The organism is Streptomyces acidicola, assembly GCF_009377235.1.
GTDB classification, from domain to species: domain Bacteria; phylum Actinomycetota; class Actinomycetes; order Streptomycetales; family Streptomycetaceae; genus Streptomyces; species Streptomyces acidicola.
The window spans coordinates 17,590-35,542 of sequence record NZ_VMNX01000083.1; the positions used below are offsets into that span (position 1 = coordinate 17,590).

Annotated in this window: 15 protein-coding genes and 4 pseudogenes; 6 read left to right on the top strand and 13 right to left on the bottom strand. The window is 67.2% G+C overall.

Going from position 1 to position 17,953, the window contains the following annotated elements:
- Positions 1–727: 727 nt before the first annotated feature.
- Positions 728–2,128 (bottom strand): annotated as a pseudogene (locus tag FPZ41_RS48515) (LLM class flavin-dependent oxidoreductase); the annotation flags it as partial.
- A gap of 277 nt (positions 2,129–2,405) precedes the next feature.
- On the opposite strand from FPZ41_RS48515, the gene FPZ41_RS21950 reads away from it, so the two are divergent.
- Positions 2,406–2,681: a winged helix-turn-helix transcriptional regulator gene (locus FPZ41_RS21950; protein WP_265584249.1), complete on the top strand. Its 276-nt coding sequence runs from the start codon at positions 2,406–2,408 to the stop codon at positions 2,679–2,681.
- A 212-nt stretch (positions 2,682–2,893) separates the two neighbouring features.
- Here the strand turns inward: FPZ41_RS21950 and FPZ41_RS21955 are convergent, their stop codons facing one another.
- The 4 genes from FPZ41_RS21955 to FPZ41_RS21970 form a co-directional block, all read right to left on the bottom strand.
- Positions 2,894–3,976, bottom strand: coding sequence for an MBL fold metallo-hydrolase (locus FPZ41_RS21955; RefSeq protein WP_152865116.1), 1,083 nt, complete (start codon positions 3,974–3,976; stop codon positions 2,894–2,896).
- A 47-nt stretch (positions 3,977–4,023) separates the two neighbouring features.
- Positions 4,024–5,139 carry an NAD(P)-dependent alcohol dehydrogenase gene (locus FPZ41_RS21960; protein ID WP_152865118.1) on the bottom strand — a complete coding sequence of 372 codons (1,116 nt, stop codon included), beginning with the start codon at positions 5,137–5,139 and terminating at the stop codon, positions 4,024–4,026.
- A 312-nt stretch (positions 5,140–5,451) separates the two neighbouring features.
- A complete protein-coding gene (locus tag FPZ41_RS21965; RefSeq protein ID WP_228022891.1) occupies positions 5,452–6,558 on the bottom strand; it encodes a Gfo/Idh/MocA family protein in 1,107 nt (368 codons plus the stop codon).
- 114 nt (positions 6,559–6,672) lie between these two features.
- Positions 6,673–7,644: an aldo/keto reductase gene (locus FPZ41_RS21970; protein WP_152865134.1), complete on the bottom strand. Its 972-nt coding sequence runs from the start codon at positions 7,642–7,644 to the stop codon at positions 6,673–6,675.
- Between the two features lie 205 nt (positions 7,645–7,849).
- Between FPZ41_RS21970 and FPZ41_RS21975 the strand changes: the two genes are divergently transcribed.
- Entirely contained in the window at positions 7,850–8,479 is a 630-nt protein-coding gene (locus FPZ41_RS21975; protein WP_152865120.1) for a MarR family winged helix-turn-helix transcriptional regulator, read from the top strand.
- A 146-nt stretch (positions 8,480–8,625) separates the two neighbouring features.
- Here FPZ41_RS21975 and FPZ41_RS49915 read toward each other — a convergent pair.
- Positions 8,626–8,709: pseudogene (locus tag FPZ41_RS49915) on the bottom strand (IS5/IS1182 family transposase); the annotation flags it as partial.
- 4 nt (positions 8,710–8,713) lie between these two features.
- Between FPZ41_RS49915 and FPZ41_RS21985 the strand changes: the two are divergent.
- Positions 8,714–9,020: pseudogene (locus tag FPZ41_RS21985) on the top strand (IS110 family transposase); the annotation flags it as partial.
- 151 nt (positions 9,021–9,171) lie between these two features.
- On the opposite strand, the gene FPZ41_RS21990 reads toward FPZ41_RS21985, so the two are convergent.
- From FPZ41_RS21990 to FPZ41_RS22020, 6 genes and pseudogenes are all read right to left on the bottom strand, one after another.
- Complete coding sequence (locus FPZ41_RS21990; protein ID WP_322620556.1) at positions 9,172–9,915, bottom strand: GOLPH3/VPS74 family protein; 744 nt, start codon at positions 9,913–9,915, stop codon at positions 9,172–9,174.
- Positions 9,916–10,349: 434 nt separating this feature from the next.
- Positions 10,350–10,631 (bottom strand): hypothetical protein, encoded by a 282-nt coding sequence (locus FPZ41_RS21995; RefSeq protein ID WP_228022892.1) that lies wholly within the window; start codon positions 10,629–10,631, stop codon positions 10,350–10,352.
- 62 nt (positions 10,632–10,693) lie between these two features.
- Positions 10,694–11,854 (bottom strand): IS30 family transposase, encoded by a 1,161-nt coding sequence (locus FPZ41_RS22000; RefSeq protein ID WP_152865122.1) that lies wholly within the window; start codon positions 11,852–11,854, stop codon positions 10,694–10,696.
- Between the two features lie 52 nt (positions 11,855–11,906).
- Positions 11,907–12,398 (bottom strand): annotated as a pseudogene (locus tag FPZ41_RS22005) (transposase); the annotation flags it as partial.
- 378 nt (positions 12,399–12,776) lie between these two features.
- Positions 12,777–13,058 carry a hypothetical protein gene (locus FPZ41_RS50290; protein ID WP_194236173.1) on the bottom strand — a complete coding sequence of 94 codons (282 nt, stop codon included), beginning with the start codon at positions 13,056–13,058 and terminating at the stop codon, positions 12,777–12,779.
- A 467-nt stretch (positions 13,059–13,525) separates the two neighbouring features.
- On the bottom strand, positions 13,526–14,131 hold the full coding sequence (locus tag FPZ41_RS22020; RefSeq protein WP_152865138.1) for a TetR/AcrR family transcriptional regulator: 606 nt from the start codon (positions 14,129–14,131) through the stop codon (positions 13,526–13,528).
- A gap of 90 nt (positions 14,132–14,221) precedes the next feature.
- Between FPZ41_RS22020 and FPZ41_RS22025 the strand changes: the two genes are divergently transcribed.
- The 3 genes from FPZ41_RS22025 to FPZ41_RS22035 are packed head-to-tail and all read left to right on the top strand — an operon-like array spanning position 14,222 to position 17,041.
- Positions 14,222–14,959 carry an SDR family oxidoreductase gene (locus FPZ41_RS22025; protein ID WP_152865124.1) on the top strand — a complete coding sequence of 246 codons (738 nt, stop codon included), beginning with the start codon at positions 14,222–14,224 and terminating at the stop codon, positions 14,957–14,959.
- Between the two features lie 10 nt (positions 14,960–14,969).
- A complete protein-coding gene (locus tag FPZ41_RS22030; RefSeq protein WP_152865126.1) occupies positions 14,970–15,857 on the top strand; it encodes an SDR family oxidoreductase in 888 nt (295 codons plus the stop codon).
- Positions 15,854–17,041, top strand: a complete 1,188-nt coding sequence (locus tag FPZ41_RS22035) for a PQQ-dependent sugar dehydrogenase (RefSeq protein ID WP_152865128.1) — start codon at positions 15,854–15,856, stop codon at positions 17,039–17,041. Before FPZ41_RS22030 ends, FPZ41_RS22035 begins: the two co-directional genes overlap by 4 nt.
- Before the next feature lie 41 nt (positions 17,042–17,082).
- Here FPZ41_RS22035 and FPZ41_RS47195 read toward each other — a convergent pair whose 3' ends face one another.
- Positions 17,083–17,832 carry a Mu transposase domain-containing protein gene (locus FPZ41_RS47195; protein WP_194236174.1) on the bottom strand — a complete coding sequence of 250 codons (750 nt, stop codon included), beginning with the start codon at positions 17,830–17,832 and terminating at the stop codon, positions 17,083–17,085.
- Positions 17,833–17,953 lie beyond the last annotated feature (121 nt).

Genomic DNA, 17,953 nt, shown 5'->3' on the forward strand with positions numbered 1-17,953 from the left:
CGTGGGGGCCATGCCTCGGTGAGGCGCTCGGCCGGAGGCTGGATTCGAAGCTGATGTAGAGGCCATGGAGGAAGGGGCTCAGCTGGGCCCAGGCCTCGTCGACCGCCTCGTCGGCACCGCCCATCACCACGAGCGAGAAGTTCGCGTCGCGGTGGGCGTAGACGGTAGCGTCCGAGGGAACATCAGTGACGGCACCGCCGACCGAGCGGAGCTGGAACCATCCGATCGCGCCGCTGCGGATCGCACGGGCGGCTACCGCGGCAAACTGCGGGGTCACGTGCCGGAGGAGGCCGCTGCGGGAGGCCGGTTCACCGCCGGCAACCGGTGCGTCGCCGCTCGCATTGTCCATCACGGCCGCATAGGACGTGACGAACACGTCCTGGGCGTACATCGGAGAGATCTCGGCCAGTGGCTCCAGCCGAGCGAGCACGGTCTCCCGGTCCGCGGCGGCGACCATGGTGCGACTCAGCGCCAACGCCGGTCGCCCGTCCCGCGGAGGCGGCACGATCACAAAGCTGGTGAGATCCCGCGGTGATTCCTCGACCACACGGCCCCAGCCGACAAGGTAGCGCTCGAGGTCGCTCGCGTCCTGGGTGAGCTGGGCGAACGCGACCGCACCGACCTCGTCGACCTCGAAGTCGAAGGTAGTGACGATCCCGAAGTTCGCGCCCGCCCCCCGAACAGCCCAGAACAGGTCAGAGTTCTCCGAATCACTGGCCCAGACGGTGGAGCCGTCCGCGAGCACCATCTCCACGGCCCGCAGGCGGTCAATCGTCAGGCCGTGCTGGCGCGCGAGGTATCCGATGCCCCCCGCCGTGGCGAGGCCGCCCACTCCGACGCCGCCGTAGTCGCCCGAGCTCAACGCCCAGCCGTAGGGCTCCAGTGCGGCCGCCACCTCGGCCCAGCGCGCACCTGGCCCGATGCGCACCCTGCGCGTCCTCTCGTCAAGCACCTCGATCGCGTTCATCAGTGACACGTCGATGACGATCCCGCCGTCGTTGGTGGAGCGTCCGGAGACTCCGTGCCCGGCGCTTCGGCGAGACAGAGGCACGCCGGGGTGTCGACGGGCGAATGCAAGCGCCTGTGTCACCTGCTCGTTCGTCGCGGCCCGCAAGATGATCCCGGGCGCGCCGCCGCGCAGGTATCCGGACCGCAGCCGGGCGTAGGCCAGGTCACCGGGCTCAACGACCTCGGCCATCCCCGGAGGAGTGCCCTCGTAGTCGATCCCCGGCCTACGCCTGGCGAGTGCTGTGGAACGCCGGACCCGCGCGCTCGACCAATCGCGAGGGAGCGCCGTGTCCACGGCCGCCCGCAGGCCGGGTGCGACCTCGCTCGCGAACCCGGCCGCGACGTCTCGCTCGTCGGTGTCGAGCACGATGGTGCCCACCCCGTGTTCGACGACGAGTGGCAGCAGGTCGCTCACCCAGTCCGCGGCAGTTCCGGTGAACCTGCCTGTCCGCTCACCGAAGCCACCTCGGATCGTGATCCGCCTTGGTACCTCGCGGGGATCGCGACCTGCCCGTCGCGCCGCCTCGTCGACCACACGGTTGCCTTGCGCCAGCGCGGCGACGTCGCAGACGACCGTCGACCATTCGTCAGCCTGCTGTCCGACGAGCCGGAGCACGTCCCGTCCCTGACCGTCCACGGCGATCGGCACGTCGTACGCGGGCGCGGCCTTCTGCGCTCCCGCCAGACGGTAGAAGCGGCCGGTGAATCGGCCGAGGCCGCGGTCGAGGACGTTCCACAGCTCGCGGACGACGTCGATCGCTTCGCCGAGTGTCGCGTCGGACCCCGCCGTCCCGGGTCGGGCCGCTGCCGGGCCCGCGCGGAGAGCCAGTTCGACCCTGCCCCCGGTGAGCTGGTCCAAGCTCGCGACGGCCCGAGCGAGCATCGCCGGATGGTGGGTGGGTTGTGCCTCCATCGCCAGTCCGAGCGAGACGGTCGCCCCCGCGATCCAGGACGACACGGTCGACGGCTCAAGGTCGGCGCCCGCGGTTCCGGCCGGGACGACGAGCAGGTCCAGTCCCCACTGCTCGGCCAGGCCCGCCCATTCGACCAACTGGCCGGGTCCGCGGCCGTCGTCAGTGGTCAGGCGGAGCCCGAACCTCAGCCGGTGTCCGTAGTTCACAGCGCGTCGTAACGGGTCGGTCGTGCATTCATGGCACAAGGCTGCACGGCGATGACCACGTGCAACAAACAGGAAATGATCTGATCACTAAAAATGACTCTCTCTTGCATCATGACCAAATGACCAGCTTTCGATCGCTCGACGAGTCCTCCGCCACCCCGGCCGGCGCCGCCCGGAAGTCGGCTACGAGCACATCGACGACGATGTGTGCCGCAGCTTCCAGCGCTCGGTCGAGATCGTGGGCAAGAAGTGGAGCGCCGCGGTGCTCCTGGCGGCGATGCGGGGTGCCCGCCGATTCGTCGACTACCGAGCGCTGGTCACCGGAATCTCGAACCAACTGCAGTCCCAGCGCCTGCGCGAGCTCGAGAGCCACCAACTGATCGAGCGGGTCGTGGTGCCGACGACGCCGGTCCAGATCACGTACCGGCCCACCGAGCGAGGCGCCGGCCTGATGCATGTTCTGCACCCTCTCGTCGAGTGGAGCGCCAAAACGAGGCATAAGGTCGCGGCTTCACCGCCTCGGACGGGACGACCCGGCGACCGCCGCACCTGAGGTGCGGCGCGGGCAGCGTTCGCACTCCTGATCCTCTCTCCATGCTGTCTGAAATGAAGCGTCGCCGAGCTGCTCTGCCGAGGATGTCCTGGAACCGCACACCGTCACTCTGCGATGGCGGCATCGCAACCGCACCGTCAGTGCAAGAGGCGGTGCGACGGACCGGCACAGTCCCTCGCACCGCTCATCCGGTCGTGCTGTTCAGGACGAGGTCAGGTCAGGAAGACCGGGGGGTTCTCGCCCCGCATGCGGTAGTCCGGGCGAGGCCGTTCCAGCCGGATCGACTCCAGCACGGTGTACGCGTGGTACTTGGTCTGGGTGGTGGCACCTGCCAGACGCTCCCACCAGAGCTGGCCGTTGCTGGTCGTCTTCTCGAGGACGTGCCGGGTTGTGTAGTTGGCCATCGAATTGATCCAGTTCTCGGTGCCGACAAACATCCTGTTCCAGCCGGTGCCGGAAACGATGTCGACGAGCGCATCCGAGCGGCTGAACCGCTCGACCGCCTCGGTCGCCCCCTCGAGCACGTCGGCGAAATACTCCACGCACAGTTTCACCTGCTCGTAGGTGCCGTAATGCATGTGATGTCCGCCGACGAAGAAGTCGAAGTCGTATTCGAGAATCTGCGAATGCGCCTCGTACCAGCCAGAGATGTTCTGCGAGGCGTCGCAGTGCATGAACGTTACGCTTCCCGGACTCACGATGTCCACGGCAGTGAGTACCTTCTGCTGTGGTGCGTAGATGAAGATGTTTCCGGGGCAGTGGTTCTCGCCTTTGTAGGAGAGCTGCAGGGTCACTCCGCCGACTTCGAGGACGAGCTCGTCGTCGAATGTCCTCGTCGGCAGGGGCCGCTTCGGGTCGGGAAAGCGCTCCAGGAGATCCTTGGTGATGCGGTGGGCGACGATCTCGACGTCGGGACCGAACACGGAAGCCGCGCCGATGTGATCGGCGTGCCAGTGACTGTAGATCACGTGGGTCACCGGTTGGTCGGTGACGTCCTCGATCGCTGCCAGTATGTTCTCGCCCAGCGTCGGCGGTGCGTCGATGGCGATCACGCCCTGCTCGGTCACCACGAATGCGGCGTCGTAGCCGGCGCTGGTGACCCAGTAGAAACCGCCGCGCAGTTCTTCGACGTGGTAGCCGTACTTCTGGAAGTGCTCACTCTGGAAATAGGGGGGGTAATACCCCTCGGGGTCCGACGGGTCGTCCGCCCCCGCTCGAGGGAAGCCATAGTGGTCGATCGCGTAGAAGCTCGGAGTGTTGTCGACACTGATGGGTTTCTGATTGCTCTGGCACATCGACGAGATGCCTCTCTCTGTTGTGGAAAATCTGTCGAACGGGTGGGCTATCCCGGTGACGTGAATCGAAGGATCGCCTTGGTGGCGCGGCCCGAGCCCGCGTCCTCGAACGCGGTGTTGATGTCGGAGAAGTCGTAGAAGGACAGCAATCGGTCGATCGGGAACCGGCCCGCTCGATAGAGCTGGGCGAGATCGTTGATCAGCAGCGACGAGACAGCGTCTCCCTGGATGATGCCCTGCAACGACTGGCCGACCGTAAGCCGACCGGCGTCGATCATGGCGCCTGTGCCTTCATGGAACGCCACGAAGCCGAATCGGCCGAGCGATGCCAAGGCGCCGACCCCGGCGTCGAGGTTTTCCGTGCGGCCGCTCGTATCGAGGACGTACTCCAGGCCGCGCGCCTCGATGGCGCGGAGCGCGCCGGTCAGATCCTGGACCTGGCCGGGGTTGACGATGTGCGTCGCTCCGAGATCGCGGGCGAGCTCGAGCCGGCCGGCGTCGACGTCGACGGCGACGATCGTGGTGGCACCCGCAACGCGAGCCGCCATGACCGCTGCCAAGCCCACCGCACCCACGCCGAACACGGCGAAGGACGCCCCCGGCGGAACCGCGAGGGCCTTGAGTACGGCCCCCGCGCCTGTCTGCAGCCCGCACCCCAACGGAGCCATGACGTCGAGGGGCAGATCACGGGGGACCTTGATCGTGTTCCGTTGGTGGGTCAGAGCGTAGGTGGAGAATGAGGACTGGCCGAAGAAGTGACCGTGTGGCTCAGCACCGTGGGCGACGTGCAGGCCGTTCGAGCCGTCCAGGCGGGCACCTGCGAAGTTGGCTGCCCAGACGTTGTCGCAGTAGGCCGCGTGAGAGGACATGCACGGCTTGCAGCGGCCACACGAGTGGTAGGACAGGACGACGTGGTCGCCGGGCTCGACGGTGGTGACAGCGGCCCCCACCTGTTCGACGACTCCCGCGCCCTCGTGCCCCAGCACCACCGGTAGCGGCGTCGCCATGCGTTGCGCCCGCACGTGAGCATCGGTCGCGCATATTCCGGTCGCGACCATGCGGACGAGTATCTCGTCGGGTCGCGGGTCTTCGATCTCGATGTCACGGAATTCGAACGGCCCGTCCTGGGTTTCGAGAACGGCGGCGCGCGCGGACGTGGTCATACGTCGTGAGCCTTCCGCGAAGCGCCGCCGGCGCCGTGGTGACAGAGGACAGAAATCATCAACGACTCCTGGATCGGGGTTGTGAGCCTCAGGGGCCTTTCAGCGTGTCCGAACCTACGTGGGCTGATCGCTCTCACGGATCGGTCGCCCTATCGGTCACGGCGTGGTTCTCTCGAAGACTGCCGCGATCGGGCCTGGTGTCCGCGACCTCGATCGCGGACACCAGGCCTGACTGGGTAGGACGCGGCCGTTGGCCGTCCATACATCACCGGCAGTGGTGCAAGGTGACAAGCAGGGCGCCGTGTAACACCTTCACTGCCGGTGACCGGTGCGCGAGGCCTGTTCGACTCGGGCGATCAGGCGGCTGTTGTGGACGGCGTGGTCGAATCCCGGGGTGTGGTGGGTCCCGTGCGCCATGTCGCGCGCCAGGCTGGCGTACACCTCCCCCACGTTGATGGACGCACCCGTCCAGATCTCGGCGGCGGTCGGGCCGGTACCGGTGGCGACGGGGCTGTCGGGCGCGGTGAAGTCCACGTTCGACGACAGCGCGAGGTCGCCGACCTGAACGCCCGCGGGGTGGTCGCCGGTCAGCTTCAGCCAGCCGTCCGACCCACGAACTTCCAGGCTGAAGTGGGCGTCGGGCGCGGGTACGCCCGCCAAGATCTGCACCCCGACCGGCGCCCCCGACGAGGTCTTGACGATCGCGTCGAGGTGATCCGGGACTTCCCGGACGGAAATCGTGCCGGTGTCCACCAGCTTCACCTGCGGCCAGAGGAGTTCCGTGCGCGCATCGATTTCGGCGATGTCACCGAGAACGGCTTCGATGACATCCAGGACGTGGCCTGCCGCGATGGTCAGGAAGCTCGCACCCGCCGCCGCCTTGTCGAAGTACTCGTACGCGCTCACCGACTCCGGACCGTTGCCGAATGTCGTCGCCGCGACTCGCGCCGAAAGCAGCCGCCCGAGCCGGCCCTGCGCGATGATCTCCGCGGCGCGGCGCACCGAGGGATTGAGCCGGCCCTGCAGGCCGATCGCCGTGTGCAGCGAGCCGGCCGCGTCAGCCATCTCTTCCGTCTGCGCAACGGTGGAACCCAGCGGAGACTCCGAATACACGGCCTTGTTCGCCGCGAGGGCTGCCAGGACGAGCTCGCGGTGAGCCGGGACCTTGACAGCCACGGTGATGAGATCAACCGACGGATCACGGATGAGCTCGAACGGATCGGCGAACCAACGCTCTGCGCCGAACGCCTCGGCAGCGCTGCGGGCACTCTCCTCGTGCCGCGTCGCCACGCCCGCCAGGTGGAAGTCAGGCTGTGCCGCCAGCGCGGGGATGTGCGATGCCCCCGCCCAGCTCGCCTTCGTGTCCGCGCCGATAATGCCGACACGAATGACTCTGCTTGACATGATGTAGTGCTCCATTCCGTCCTCTGCAACAAAAATTGATTGGTTTTGCCCAGTCCGCCGCTTACTGCCCGGGCCTGAAGTACGCAACCGGCGGATCGCGTGGGGCGAATCGCTCACCCCACGTTCTTCTCACTGGTCGATGGCCGCCATGTCGGGCTCGGCATGGCGTTCGCCGGACGCCGGTGTCAGGTTTCCCAGACGAGTGATCTGACCTGCGGTGAGCCGGATTCCGTCGGCGGCGCTGTTCTCCTCGAGCCGGCCGATACGCTTCGTCCCCGGAATGGGCGCGATGCCGTCCCCCTGCGCGAGCAGCCAGGCCAGAGCGACCTGCGCGGGCGTGGCCCCGATGTCGTCGGCGACCTCGCGTACTTGGTCGACGATGCGCAGGTTGCGCGTGAGGTTGTCGCCGGTGAACCGAGGGTTGGTACGACGCCAGTCGGCGGAGTCCAGGCCGTCCAGGCTGCGGATTTCACCGGCGAGAAAACCGTGCCCCAGCGGCGAATAGGGAACCAGTCCGATGCCGAGCTCACGCAGCGTGGGCAGCACTTCCGCCTCAGGGTCTCGTGTCCACAACGAGTACTCGGTCTGGACAGCGGCCACTGGATGAACCGCATGGGCCCGGCGGATCGTCGCCGCAGCCGCCTCCGACAGTCCGATGTGGCGGACCTTGCCCGCGTCCACCAACTCACTCAACGCTCCCACCGTCTCCTCGATGGGAGTGCCGGGGTCGACCCTGTGCTGGTAGTACAGGTCGATGTGGTCGGTTCCCAGCCGCCGCAGCGACCCGTCAACAGCCGTGCGAATGCCGGTGGGAGTGCTGTCCGGGCCTGGTCGGCCGGTGTGGGAGACGAGGCCGAATTTGGTGGCGAGGACGACCTCGTCTCGACGGCCCTTGACGGCGCGCCCCACCAGTTCCTCGTTGACGTAGGGCCCGTACACCTCGGCGGTGTCCAGGTGCGTGACACCGAGGTCCACAGCGCGCTGAATGGTGCGGATCGACTCGGCGTCGCCTCGACCGGCGCCGGTGTAGAACGCCGACATGCCCATGGCCCCGAGACCGATGCGCGAGACTTCGAGCCCTCCGAGCGACGTTAACTGCATCCGGTTGTCCTTCCCTGGATCCATTCGCGAGCCCGGCACTTCGATGCGGGGACCGGTTTCAGCGCCGCGGAAAGTTGCGTAACGGCTGCGACGGCGCAGTGCGCGGCCATCAGTTACGCGCTCGGGCGGCAATGAGGCGAACTTGACGCGTCAACATCTACACCTCATAACTTGACGCGTCAACAAGGGTGGCTAGCATGGCCTCATGGCGAGTACCTCAGCTGGCACAAACGGACAACGCCGTCGGCGTCCGGCGAACGGGTCGACATCCGAGACGACGGCGCCGGCCGAAGAAGGCTCTGGGTCAGGGAAGTCCACTGGTCCGGTTGCCGAAACGCGATGGCTGAACTGCGACGAGCGGGCGGCGTGGCTGGCCAACTCCGCAATCATGATCAGCTTGCCGGCTGCCCTGGACGCGCGGATGCAGCGCGAGGCCCGGTTGACCTTCTTCGAGTACATGGTGCTCTCGGTCCTATCCGAACAGCCGGCGCACACGCTGCAGATGAGCGATCTGGCTGCGCGAACGGCGGCGTCGCTTTCGCGGTTGTCGCACGTCGTTGGACGGTTGGAGAAGCGCGAACTGCTCACACGAGCCCGGATCCCCGGCTCCGGCAGACGCACCAACGCGACGCTGACCGAGGCCGGTTACGAGGCGGTCGTGGCGGCGGCACCGGGACATGTCGCAGCGGTTCGCGAATACCTTATGGACGAGCTCGAGCCCCAAGAGCTGGCGACCCTTCGCCGCATCGGCGCCGCAGTCGACGCCGCCATCAAGCGCGACCAACTCGACGTGGGCTCCGCGGCATCGGCTCCGCCCGAAACACCGACGTCATAGTCGCACGGCCGCATACCGTCACCGATTGGTTCGGGGCACTTGCTGATCCGATACATGCTCACCGGCAGCTGTCCGCAGGGCCGTACTGAAGGGTGTTGGAGAAGGCCGTGATCAGGCAGCTGGACGCGGGCGGTTGACCTGGGCGGTCATGCGGCTAGGGCGATGTTGTGCATGCGGCCGACAGCCTGGACGGCGTGGTGGAGACCATCGCCGCGCTGCCGGCAGTCACGCGGGGTCATCGTGGACCGGCCGACCTCGATCGGAGCCCTGTCCCCTGACGGTGGCCCGGGACGCCGGCTGCAAGGTCGCCGCGAAGGACCCCGCGGTGATCGCGGACGCCGCACGGACCATGCCGCACGCCCTGCGCTCGATGGAACTGACCGCCGAGATCGCCGCCGAGCCGACCCTACTGGTGGGCTTCGATCAGGACCTGGCGGCCCAGACGACCCGCACCTCCATCCGGATACGCGGTTTGCTCACCCAGCTCCACCCCCGCCTGGAGCGTGTCCTCGGGCCGCGCCCGGACCATCCTGCCGTGACCAGGCCGAAGACCCACCTCCAGGCGCTTCTCCGCCTGGCCCGCCACCGCATCAGGGTCCTGTTCGCGATGCTCCGCGACGGCACCTTCTACGAACCCGGCACCGCGCGCCCCGCTTGACGAACCACAGAGAGGCCCCCGCGAAGCGCTACCTCTACTGGCTCGGTGGCTGGGCGGTTGTTGCGACGATGATGTTGTTGGCGATGACCGCGGTCACCGTGCGGGTCACGGCCTCAGCCGCGGCGCCAGCTCCCCAGTGGCCCTGCTCCAGTTGCTTCGCACGGGTGATCACCGGGTTTGTCCAAGGGATTTGCGGGTCGAACTGAGGCAGGGTTCCGCTTGCCGACAGCAGGGCCGCGAGGGCGCCGATGCGCGCAGTCGGCTCGGCGCCGTCGACGAGAACGGCGCGCACGCTCTCCAGCAGCCGCGCTCGGCGGCCAGTTGCTCCCTCGACCAGTGCAGTGGTGTTGAACAGACCGAACGCCTTCTTTCTCACCCGCTCGACATCGCCGCGTGCGATCAGCCTGTCCAGCAGCGGTGCCCGAAGCTGCGGTCCGATCGCGGCGAGGACGGTCTGGACGCTTCGGGGCTTCTTGGCGACATAAGTCCAGGCGGAGCGGTGGATCTCATCGGAAGGCGGGACCTCGCCAAGGGCCTCGGCTCGCACGGCGCTCGCGTGAGCCCCGTCGGATGCGACCTGACCGGCCAGTGCCAGGTCGCTCAGCACAGCACCGGCGAGGGTGTAGAAAAGTGTGTTCTCGCCGGCGATCGTTCCGGACTCGGGCTGGAACAGCAGTAGCAGGAGGTCCTCGGCCAGCGAAGGGCCGCCTCGTTGGGCCGGACCTGTCGCGTCCTGGGGCTCGCCTCCGCCGAGCGGCTCGGGCGATGTGGGGTTCACGATCGGAACTCCTTGTCATGCAGGTCACGGTGTGGTTCTGGGAACCCAGCACAAGCTGTGTTCCCAGACCATGGTCAAGCCGCTGAGCAGACGGTGACTGCTCGCCGGCTGCACGGCCGTCGGACGACGGCTGATCACCGACCAGGATACGGCCACGGGTGAGCACATCGAGGTGGGCGAGGTTGTACAGCTCGACCAACGCGCTTCGATGAACGCCTGCCCGGTGACGTGTTCGCCCTCGTACAGGTGCGCCACCGCGTCTCGTATCCCGGGGTGCCCGGCGAGGTTGCCTTTTTCACGTTACGCAACAGCCCCTCGACGGTGCCGCAGTCAGGCTGGAAAGGGCTGAGCGACGATCGCAAAAACGGGATCTCTGGGAAGGAACGGGCTCGTCGAAGCAGGCAAGACGGCTCGGGCCGTCCCCCAGGGCTCCGTTATCGCGTCGGTCCCTCACCCGCGGTTGAGGTGGAGGAATAGAGCCAACGGCGAAGGACGAGGGTCACGGTCGGCATCATCAGGTACGTCATCAACGTACTGAACAGCAGCGCGAGAATCAGCACCCGCGCCAGCAGCGGCAAAGCACTGAGCGCCGGACCCAGAAGGCCGCTGCCGATCAGAGAGATCGGGAGTACGGCTGCGAAGGCGGCGAGCGCCATCTTCCAACGGGGCGGTGCCACGGTGGTTGTGTCTTGTGGACTGGTGAACAGGGTCTCCATTCCGGAAAGTTCGCGACGGGCCACTTCGGTCTGATGGGGCGGTTTCTATCAGTGGTTGCGATTCACCTGGTCAATGGGCATGTGAGGCATTCTCGCATGACCTCGGCTGGGGTCCTGTCGCCAAGGACGAGTCGGGGGCGCCGGTTGAGCTGATGCGCGACTTCGCGGAGGTCTCGTGCGGTGTGGACGGACAGGTTGGTGCCCTTGGGAAAGTACTGCCGCAGCAGGCCGTTGGTGTTCTCGTTCGTGCCGCGCTGCCAGGGCGAGTGTGGGTCGCAGAAGTAGATCCGGAACCCGGTCAGCGCCTCGATGTCCTCGTGCAGGGTCAGCTCACGGCCCTGATCCCAGGTCAGCGTCCGCCGCAGCTGAGGCGGGATGTGCGCGGTCTGGGTGATGAGCGCGTTGCGGACCTGCGGGGCCTTCCAGCCGTGCGGCAGGTGGATCAGGTGCACGTAGCGGGTAGTGCGCTCGACGAGGGTGCCGATCGCGGAGCCCTGACCCCGGCCGATGCTCAGGTCCCCTTCCCAATGCCCGGGAACCGTACGGCCGGTGACCTCGATGGGCCGCTCGTGGATGAGCGTCATGTTTTTGATCTTGTTCAGTGTGGGGACACCACGGCGCTGCTTCTTGCGGCGGGTGCGGCCGGTGCGGAGCTTGGCCTCACGGCGACCGAGGAGGCCGGCGAAGAGGGCCCGGTAGATCGTCTCCGGACAGGCCCGCATCGTCACGTCATTCGCGTACTCGCGGGCCAGGTGACGCGCGATCTGCTGCGGCGACCACTTCTCGGTGAGCTTCTCGCGCACGAGCGTCCGCAGCGGCTCGCTGCCACGGATCTTCTCCTCCTTGGGACGGCGGCGCCGGAGCAGGGACTGGTTGTGGGCCCACCAGGGGTGGTAACTGCCGTCCGGCTTCGCGTTGCGTTTGATCTCGCGGTAGACGGTCTGAAAGCTCTTCCCAATCGACGTGGCGATCTCCTTGACGGTCTGCTTGGCCTGGAGTCCGTCGGCGATGGCGATGCGGTCGTTCTGGGTCAGGAAGCGCGGCGATATCGGGCCGGTGTCGGGAACGATCATGCTTCCAGCTTCGATGAACCAGTTCGAACCACAGCTGGCGGAGACCCCCACCACCCGGGCCGCGGCCGCACCCTTGTAGCCCTCCCTGAGCAACTCAAAGTACTGCTTCTTCACCGAGCTCGGCATCTTGTTGGGGGCGTACTTCGGCATCCGAACGCACTCCTTCCGGGGCGCTCGCAAACACCGACAGAACTCAAGCGCGGTCCAGGGGACGGTTCTGCCACTCGGCCATGCCCTCCATCACCTTGTCGGTGATGGTGGAGATGGTCTGCTTGGACACATCGGCGCCGTACACCTCGGCCAGATGAGCCGAGATCTCTCCGTGGGTGAGTCCCTTCGCGGACAAGGAGAGGACCATCTCGTCCACCCCGGTCAAGCGCCGCTGCCTCTTCTTGACGATCTGCGGCTCGAAGCGGCCGGCGGTATCACGCGGCACCTTCACCTCGACCGGCCCGGCATCGGTCAGCACGGTCTTGGACCGCGTGCCGTTGCGACTGTTGCCGTTGTTCTTCCCGGCCGGATCGTGCTTTTCGTAGCCGACGTGGTCGGTGATCTCGCCTTCCAGGGCCGGCTCCAGCACCCGCTTGGTCAGCATCTGCAACAACCCACCCTCGCCGGTCAGTTGTAGCCCCTCGTTCCGTGCCCGGTCCACCAGCATCGCGACGAGCTGCTCGTCCGACGCAGCCGACGGCATCGCACCACCGGCCGACTCGTCCACGGACTCCTGCCCGATCGTCTCGCTCACTTGGAGTCTCTCCCTTGATCAGCAGATCCGCCGTTGATTAGACACTCCCCAGAACCGTGGCGGAGGCAACCGGGGCCCTGCACTCGTCGGCCGCGATCTGAACGTGAGACGCCTCTGAGGGTGGACTGCGGGGCCTGAGGCCCATTGAGAGGTGTGCAAGCTGAAGTTGCTGGTCACGGGGCTGGCGTGCGTGGGCGTCGGGACGCTCGCGCTGGTCGCTGGCAGGTGACCTTGGTGAAGATCGTCGGTCATCGGGCGACTTCGCGGTTCGTGAGGACCAGCAAGACCCTGACCAGGGCGGTCACCCAGGCGGGGTCGGTGCGCACCTTACCGAGGGCGCGTCAGTTCTTGGGTGCGGGCAAAGCCGTGCTCGACGGGTGCCCTGACGGCCGCCAGTGCCGTGTTGGACAGCTTCTGGCCTCGCGTCAGGGGCCGGTCCCGGGCGGCCTTGTAGCCGGTGATCGCCGCCGGGTCGGCGTCGAGGCCGACGAATCCCAGGTCGGCGATGGCTCCGAGCCCGGCTCCAGCAGTTTCCGGGCGAGCTTGCCGTGCCGGCAGGCGGTGATCTCCTGAGACACGCCCGGGGCGGGCCGCCGAGATCCACAGCAGCCGGCCCCGGTCGTCGGTTCCGTCGAGGGCCCTGACGGCCTTGTCTGCACCGCCCGCCTGCCTGCCTCAGACGCGCCGCCCACAGTCGCCGCGGGAACCGGACGTCGGCTCGCTACAGTCCCGGTCACCGATGCTCGATGCCAGGTGGGATGTCGCGGTGTGCGTGGGCTGGTTGGAGTTCGCGGCCAGGATCTGGCAGGCCGGGCCCCAGCGGCCAGCAGGGGCCCGGCCTGGAACGTGCGCGCTGGGGAGGGCTGGTGGATGCAAGGTGATCACGATGGTGGTGATCGGCGTGCTGTCGCGAGGGCGCCCGTCGCGGTTCCAGCTGTTGTAGCGGTAGGTCCGCACTGACGATGCGGGTGGACAGCCGCATCGGGCGACCGGGAAGCAGCGCGTGAAGGATACGGGCGCAGATGTGTCCGTCCGGGTCGGAGCTTGCCTCACACTTTCGCGAGGCTAATGGGCGATCATGTTGTGTGGGGTGTTGCGCCGTGGAGTGCTTGGTCGACGAGGCGTTCGGCGAGGGTGTCGTCGAAGGGGACTTTGAGTACGAGGAGTCGGTGGTAGCAGGCGCCCCAGAGTTGGTCGACGATGATGTCGAGGTCGGCGTCCCGGCGTAGCTGGCCTTGTTCCTGGGCGGTGCGCAGGCGTACGCGGGCGAGTTCGCGGCGGGGCAGGGCATAGCTGTTTGACCAGGCGTGTGCGAGGTCGGGGTCCGTCTGGGAGGCGCCGACGAGTTCGGAGACGGGTTTTGCTGCGCCTTCGTCGGTGAGCCAGCGGATGAAGGAACTGAGCTGGGTGATCAGGTCGGTGCGGAGGTCGCCGGTGTCGGGAAACTGCAGGGTGCGGTCGCTCTGGGTGAAGTATGCCTCGGCGGCGAGGGCGCCCGGTGAGGGCCACCATTTATAGAGGGTCATCTTGCTTGATCCGGCTTCGGTGGCGACGCGGTCGAAGGTGACGGCTCGCAGGCCCTCGGCGAGCAGGATGTGTCCCGCTGCCGCGAGTACGCCGGCGCGGACTTCCGCGGCCGGCCGGCGGCCTCGTCCCCGGCGGGCGGCAGTGTTCTGGGACATGGACAATCTCCTTTGTGGACTGCTTGTACATTTCTGTGTATCGTGGCCAGTGGACAGATCGTCCATATCCATCATACGGAGGTTTGAGCCATGGTGACCAACACTGGCCGCGTGGCGGTCGTCACCGGCGGATCCGGTGGCATCGGCAGGGCGTGCGTGGAGCGCCTGGCTGCCGACGGCTTCTCGGTCCTGATCCACTTCGCGGGCGCCAAGGACCGAGCTGAGGAGACCGCGAGCGCGCTGACCCGTGCCGGAGTCCCGGCCGTCGCCGTGGGCGGCGACGTAGCGGACGAAGCAGCCATGACCGCGGTCTTCGACATCGCGGACAGGGAACTCGGCGGCGTCGACGTCGTCGTCCACACGGCGGGCATCATGCCCCTCGCCCCCATCGCGCAGATGGACCTGGACACCTTCGACCACATCCAGCGCACCAACGTGCGCGGCACCTTCGTCGTCGACCAGCTCGCCGCACAACGTGTCCGCAAAGGCGGATCGATCATCAATTTCTCCACGTCGGTAACCCGGCTGCACATCCCCACCTACGGCGCCTACGCGGCCTCCAAGGGCGCAGTCGAGGCACTCACGCTCATCCTCGCCCGCGAACTGCGCGGGCGAGACATCACCGTCAACGCCGTCGCTCCCGGACCCACCGCCACCCCTCTGTTCTTCAAGGGCAAGAGCCAGGAAGCCGTCGACCAGATCGCCAACGCCAACCCCATGCAGCGCCTGGGCACACCCGACGACATCGCCGAAACAGTGTCCTTCCTCGCCGGCCCCGCCCGCTGGGTCAACGGCCAGGTTCTCCACACCAACGGCGCCATGGCCTGAAGGGACAGGCATGTCAACCGTACTGATCACAGGATCATCCACGGGTATCGGACGCCGAACCGCGGAAACGCTGGCCGCCGCCGGCCACACCGTGTACGCGACGATGCGGGACCCCGGCAACCGCGACGCTGGCGCTGTGTCCGATCTCAATACTCGTGCACGCTCCCGGGGTTGGAAGCTGCGGATCGTCGAACTCGACGTGACATCGCAGGCGTCTGCAGACGCCGCCGTCCGGCACGTTCTCGACGAGACCGACGGTCTCGATGCCGTCGTGCACAACGCGGGACACCTGTACATCGGGTACGTCGAGGCGTTCACCGACAACGACGTGAGCCACCTGCTGGACGTCAACACCATCGGCGCTCACCGGGTGAACCGCGCGGCACTGCCGCACATGCGCTCCCGCCGTTCCGGCACGCTGCTGTACGTCGGCAGCACCATCCAGGTGACCACTCCACCGTTCCTCGGCCCTTACGTGGCCTCCAAGGCCGCCTTCGATGCACTAGCTGTGGTCACCTCCTACGAGGTGTCGCAGTTCGGCATCGAGACGTCGATCGTGATGCCCGGCGCGATCACCCAGGGGACTAATCACTTCCCCGGGGCCAGCCACGCCAGCGACCTGAGAGTGGCGGTGCAATACGCCGAGTTGGACCCACTGGTCGAGCGCACGCACGAGGCGCACGAGCAGCTTTTCGCGCCGGGCACGACAGCCGACCCGCAGAGCGTCGCGGACGAGATCGAGCGCATCCTCGCCCTGCCGGTCGGGAGCAAGCCCTTCCGTTCGGTGGTAGACGCGGCTGAGGCCGGCGTCGACCACGTCATGGCGTTCAGCGACCTGACACGCGAGGCTTTCGTACGGCGGCTCGGGTTCGCCGAAACACTGAAGGTGAAGCCATGAATAGTGTGTCACGTGGGTGGAGCGGGAGTCTGCGTGGTTCTGCTCGGGCGACGGTCGCCGGACTGTCGACTGGGGTGCTGTGCCTGGGACTTGTACTGAGCGGCTGTTCCGGCAGGTCCGAGGAGTCGGCGCGGCCGAGGGCGTCGCTGCCGACGACGTCTGCGAAGTCCGGCGGCAGGGACGCCGCGACGCTGGGCGAACCCACAGAACTGACCACCGGACTTGACGCGCCGTGGGGGCTGACCTTCTTGCCCGACGGCTCGGCGCTGGTCTCCGAACGGATCACCGGTGAGATCCTGCGCGTACCTGCCGACGGCGGTGACGCCCGCACAGTGGGGGTCGTCCCTGACGTGAACGCCACATCAGAGGGAGGACTCCTCGGCATCGTCGCCTCGCCCGACTTCGCCGACGATCGCACGGTCTACGCCTCGGTCTCCGGCGCAAGCGAGAACCGTATCGTCGCGCTCACGATCGCCGCGGACTACGACGCCCTCGCCCTCAAACGAGTTCTGCTCGAAGGCATCCAGACCGCCGACCGCCACCACGGTGGCCGGATGGTCATCGGTCCCGACGGCCACCTGTGGATCGGCACCGGCGACGCCTTCGAACCCGAAAACGCCGCGGACGACAACTCCCTCAACGGCAAGATCCTCCGCATCGCTACCGACGGCTCCGTACCGCGAGACAACCCTAAAGACTCACCGGTCTACTCCAGCGGACACCGCAACGTTCAGGGCATCACCTTCGGGCCGGACGACACTGCTTACGCCTCCGAACTCGGCCACCGCACCTGGGACGAGGTCAACGTTCTCCGCGCGGGCGCCGACTACGGATGGCCGGAGTCCGAGGGCACCCAAGGATCAGCCGGCGAAGAACCCATCGCCGTCATCCACCCCCCCCCCGACGACGCCAGCCTTTCCGGCGTCGCCTACGCCGAAGGATCCCTGTGGATCGGCGCCCTCGGCGGCCAGCGGCTGTGGCAACTCCCCGTCGACGGCCAGGCCTCCACCGCCGAGCCCATCGCCTACTACCAAGGCGAATACGGCCGCATCCGCACCGTCGAAGTCGCACCTGACGGATCCCTGTGGATCATCACCTCCAACACCGACGGTGCCACCTGGGGCGGTACCGATCCACGCTCCGGCGACGACCGTATCCTCCGCATCGAAGTGGAACAGCCCTGACCACAGCCCAGGCAACACCCACATGGCACTGATGGGCATCTTCATCGCCGACGAGTGCGCGGTGATCCTGTCGCGTCGAGACGCCGAGAAGCTCCCCCAGACCGTCCAACGGGATTGCGCCACCTGGAAACCGGCAGGCGCCCCACTCGGGCGGAGACGATGGTGAGAACGGCACGTTCGACGGAACTCGGGTAGAAGCTGTGGCTCGGGCAGGCGGAGACCAGTGCGGCAGCCAGGACGAAGCCGTTGTGCGGCTGGGCTCCGTCATCGGTGTGCATGATCGATCCGGCGAAGCTGCCAGGTGGCTGTGGCCAGGAGCTTAGCGAGGCGCTCGGCTGAGTTTCCCAGCCGCGCGTCCTTCGTGGTTGGCTGTTCGCGGCCACGGCGTCCAACTCCTCGCGGCTGTAGCAGTCCAGGTCGGTGCCCTTGGGAAAGTTCACCAGATTGGTGCGGGCGGTGATGGACAGTTCCTCACCGACCACTCGGCACCACACCCTCACCCCGATATAACCGGACGGGGTCGAGTAGCGCACTGAGTTGAAACTGATCGTGCGATCCGAGCCGACCAGCCGTTCTTCGCCCAGCGCGAGTGGCTCGATGGGCAAGATGTCCAGGCGGTCGGCGGGTATCTGTCCGGTCGCCCGGTGGCGGCGGGAGTTAACTTGCTCGCACCAGGTGCGGCAGGCTTCGGCGAGCCCGGCGAAGGTGTCGTAGGCGGGCAGCAGGTTCGCGTCGGTGGGCACCAGGCCGGCCTTCGCGATGCGGACCGTGGCCTCCGCGCCGCCTGTCAATCCCCTCGCACCGTGGAGATCTTTCAAGCGGCCAACTCCACGTGGTCGGCCTGCTGGTCTTGTTCGTAGTCGATCGGGCTCCGGTATCCGCACACGCTGTGTAGCCGACGGGTGTTGTAGA

What these genes read in the sequence shown, in the direction of transcription:
- FPZ41_RS22035 (WP_152865128.1), top strand. Translation starts at nt 15,854, where the DNA reads ATGAATAGTGTGTCACGTGGGTGGAGCGGGAGTCTGCGTGGTTCTGCT.
- FPZ41_RS21960 (WP_152865118.1), bottom strand. Translation starts at nt 5,139, where the DNA reads ATGACCACGTCCGCGCGCGCCGCCGTTCTCGAAACCCAGGACGGGCCG.
- FPZ41_RS21950 (WP_265584249.1), top strand. Translation starts at nt 2,406, where the DNA reads ATGCGGGGTGCCCGCCGATTCGTCGACTACCGAGCGCTGGTCACCGGA.
- FPZ41_RS22020 (WP_152865138.1), bottom strand. Translation starts at nt 14,131, where the DNA reads ATGTCCCAGAACACTGCCGCCCGCCGGGGACGAGGCCGCCGGCCGGCC.
- FPZ41_RS22025 (WP_152865124.1), top strand. Translation starts at nt 14,222, where the DNA reads ATGGTGACCAACACTGGCCGCGTGGCGGTCGTCACCGGCGGATCCGGT.
- FPZ41_RS21965 (WP_228022891.1), bottom strand. Translation starts at nt 6,558, where the DNA reads ATGGAGCACTACATCATGTCAAGCAGAGTCATTCGTGTCGGCATTATC.
- FPZ41_RS21995 (WP_228022892.1), bottom strand. Translation starts at nt 10,631, where the DNA reads ATGGAGACCCTGTTCACCAGTCCACAAGACACAACCACCGTGGCACCG.
- FPZ41_RS22000 (WP_152865122.1), bottom strand. Translation starts at nt 11,854, where the DNA reads ATGCCGAAGTACGCCCCCAACAAGATGCCGAGCTCGGTGAAGAAGCAG.
- FPZ41_RS22030 (WP_152865126.1), top strand. Translation starts at nt 14,970, where the DNA reads ATGTCAACCGTACTGATCACAGGATCATCCACGGGTATCGGACGCCGA.
- FPZ41_RS21970 (WP_152865134.1), bottom strand. Translation starts at nt 7,644, where the DNA reads ATGCAGTTAACGTCGCTCGGAGGGCTCGAAGTCTCGCGCATCGGTCTC.
- FPZ41_RS21955 (WP_152865116.1), bottom strand. Translation starts at nt 3,976, where the DNA reads ATGTGCCAGAGCAATCAGAAACCCATCAGTGTCGACAACACTCCGAGC.
- FPZ41_RS21975 (WP_152865120.1), top strand. Translation starts at nt 7,850, where the DNA reads ATGGCGAGTACCTCAGCTGGCACAAACGGACAACGCCGTCGGCGTCCG.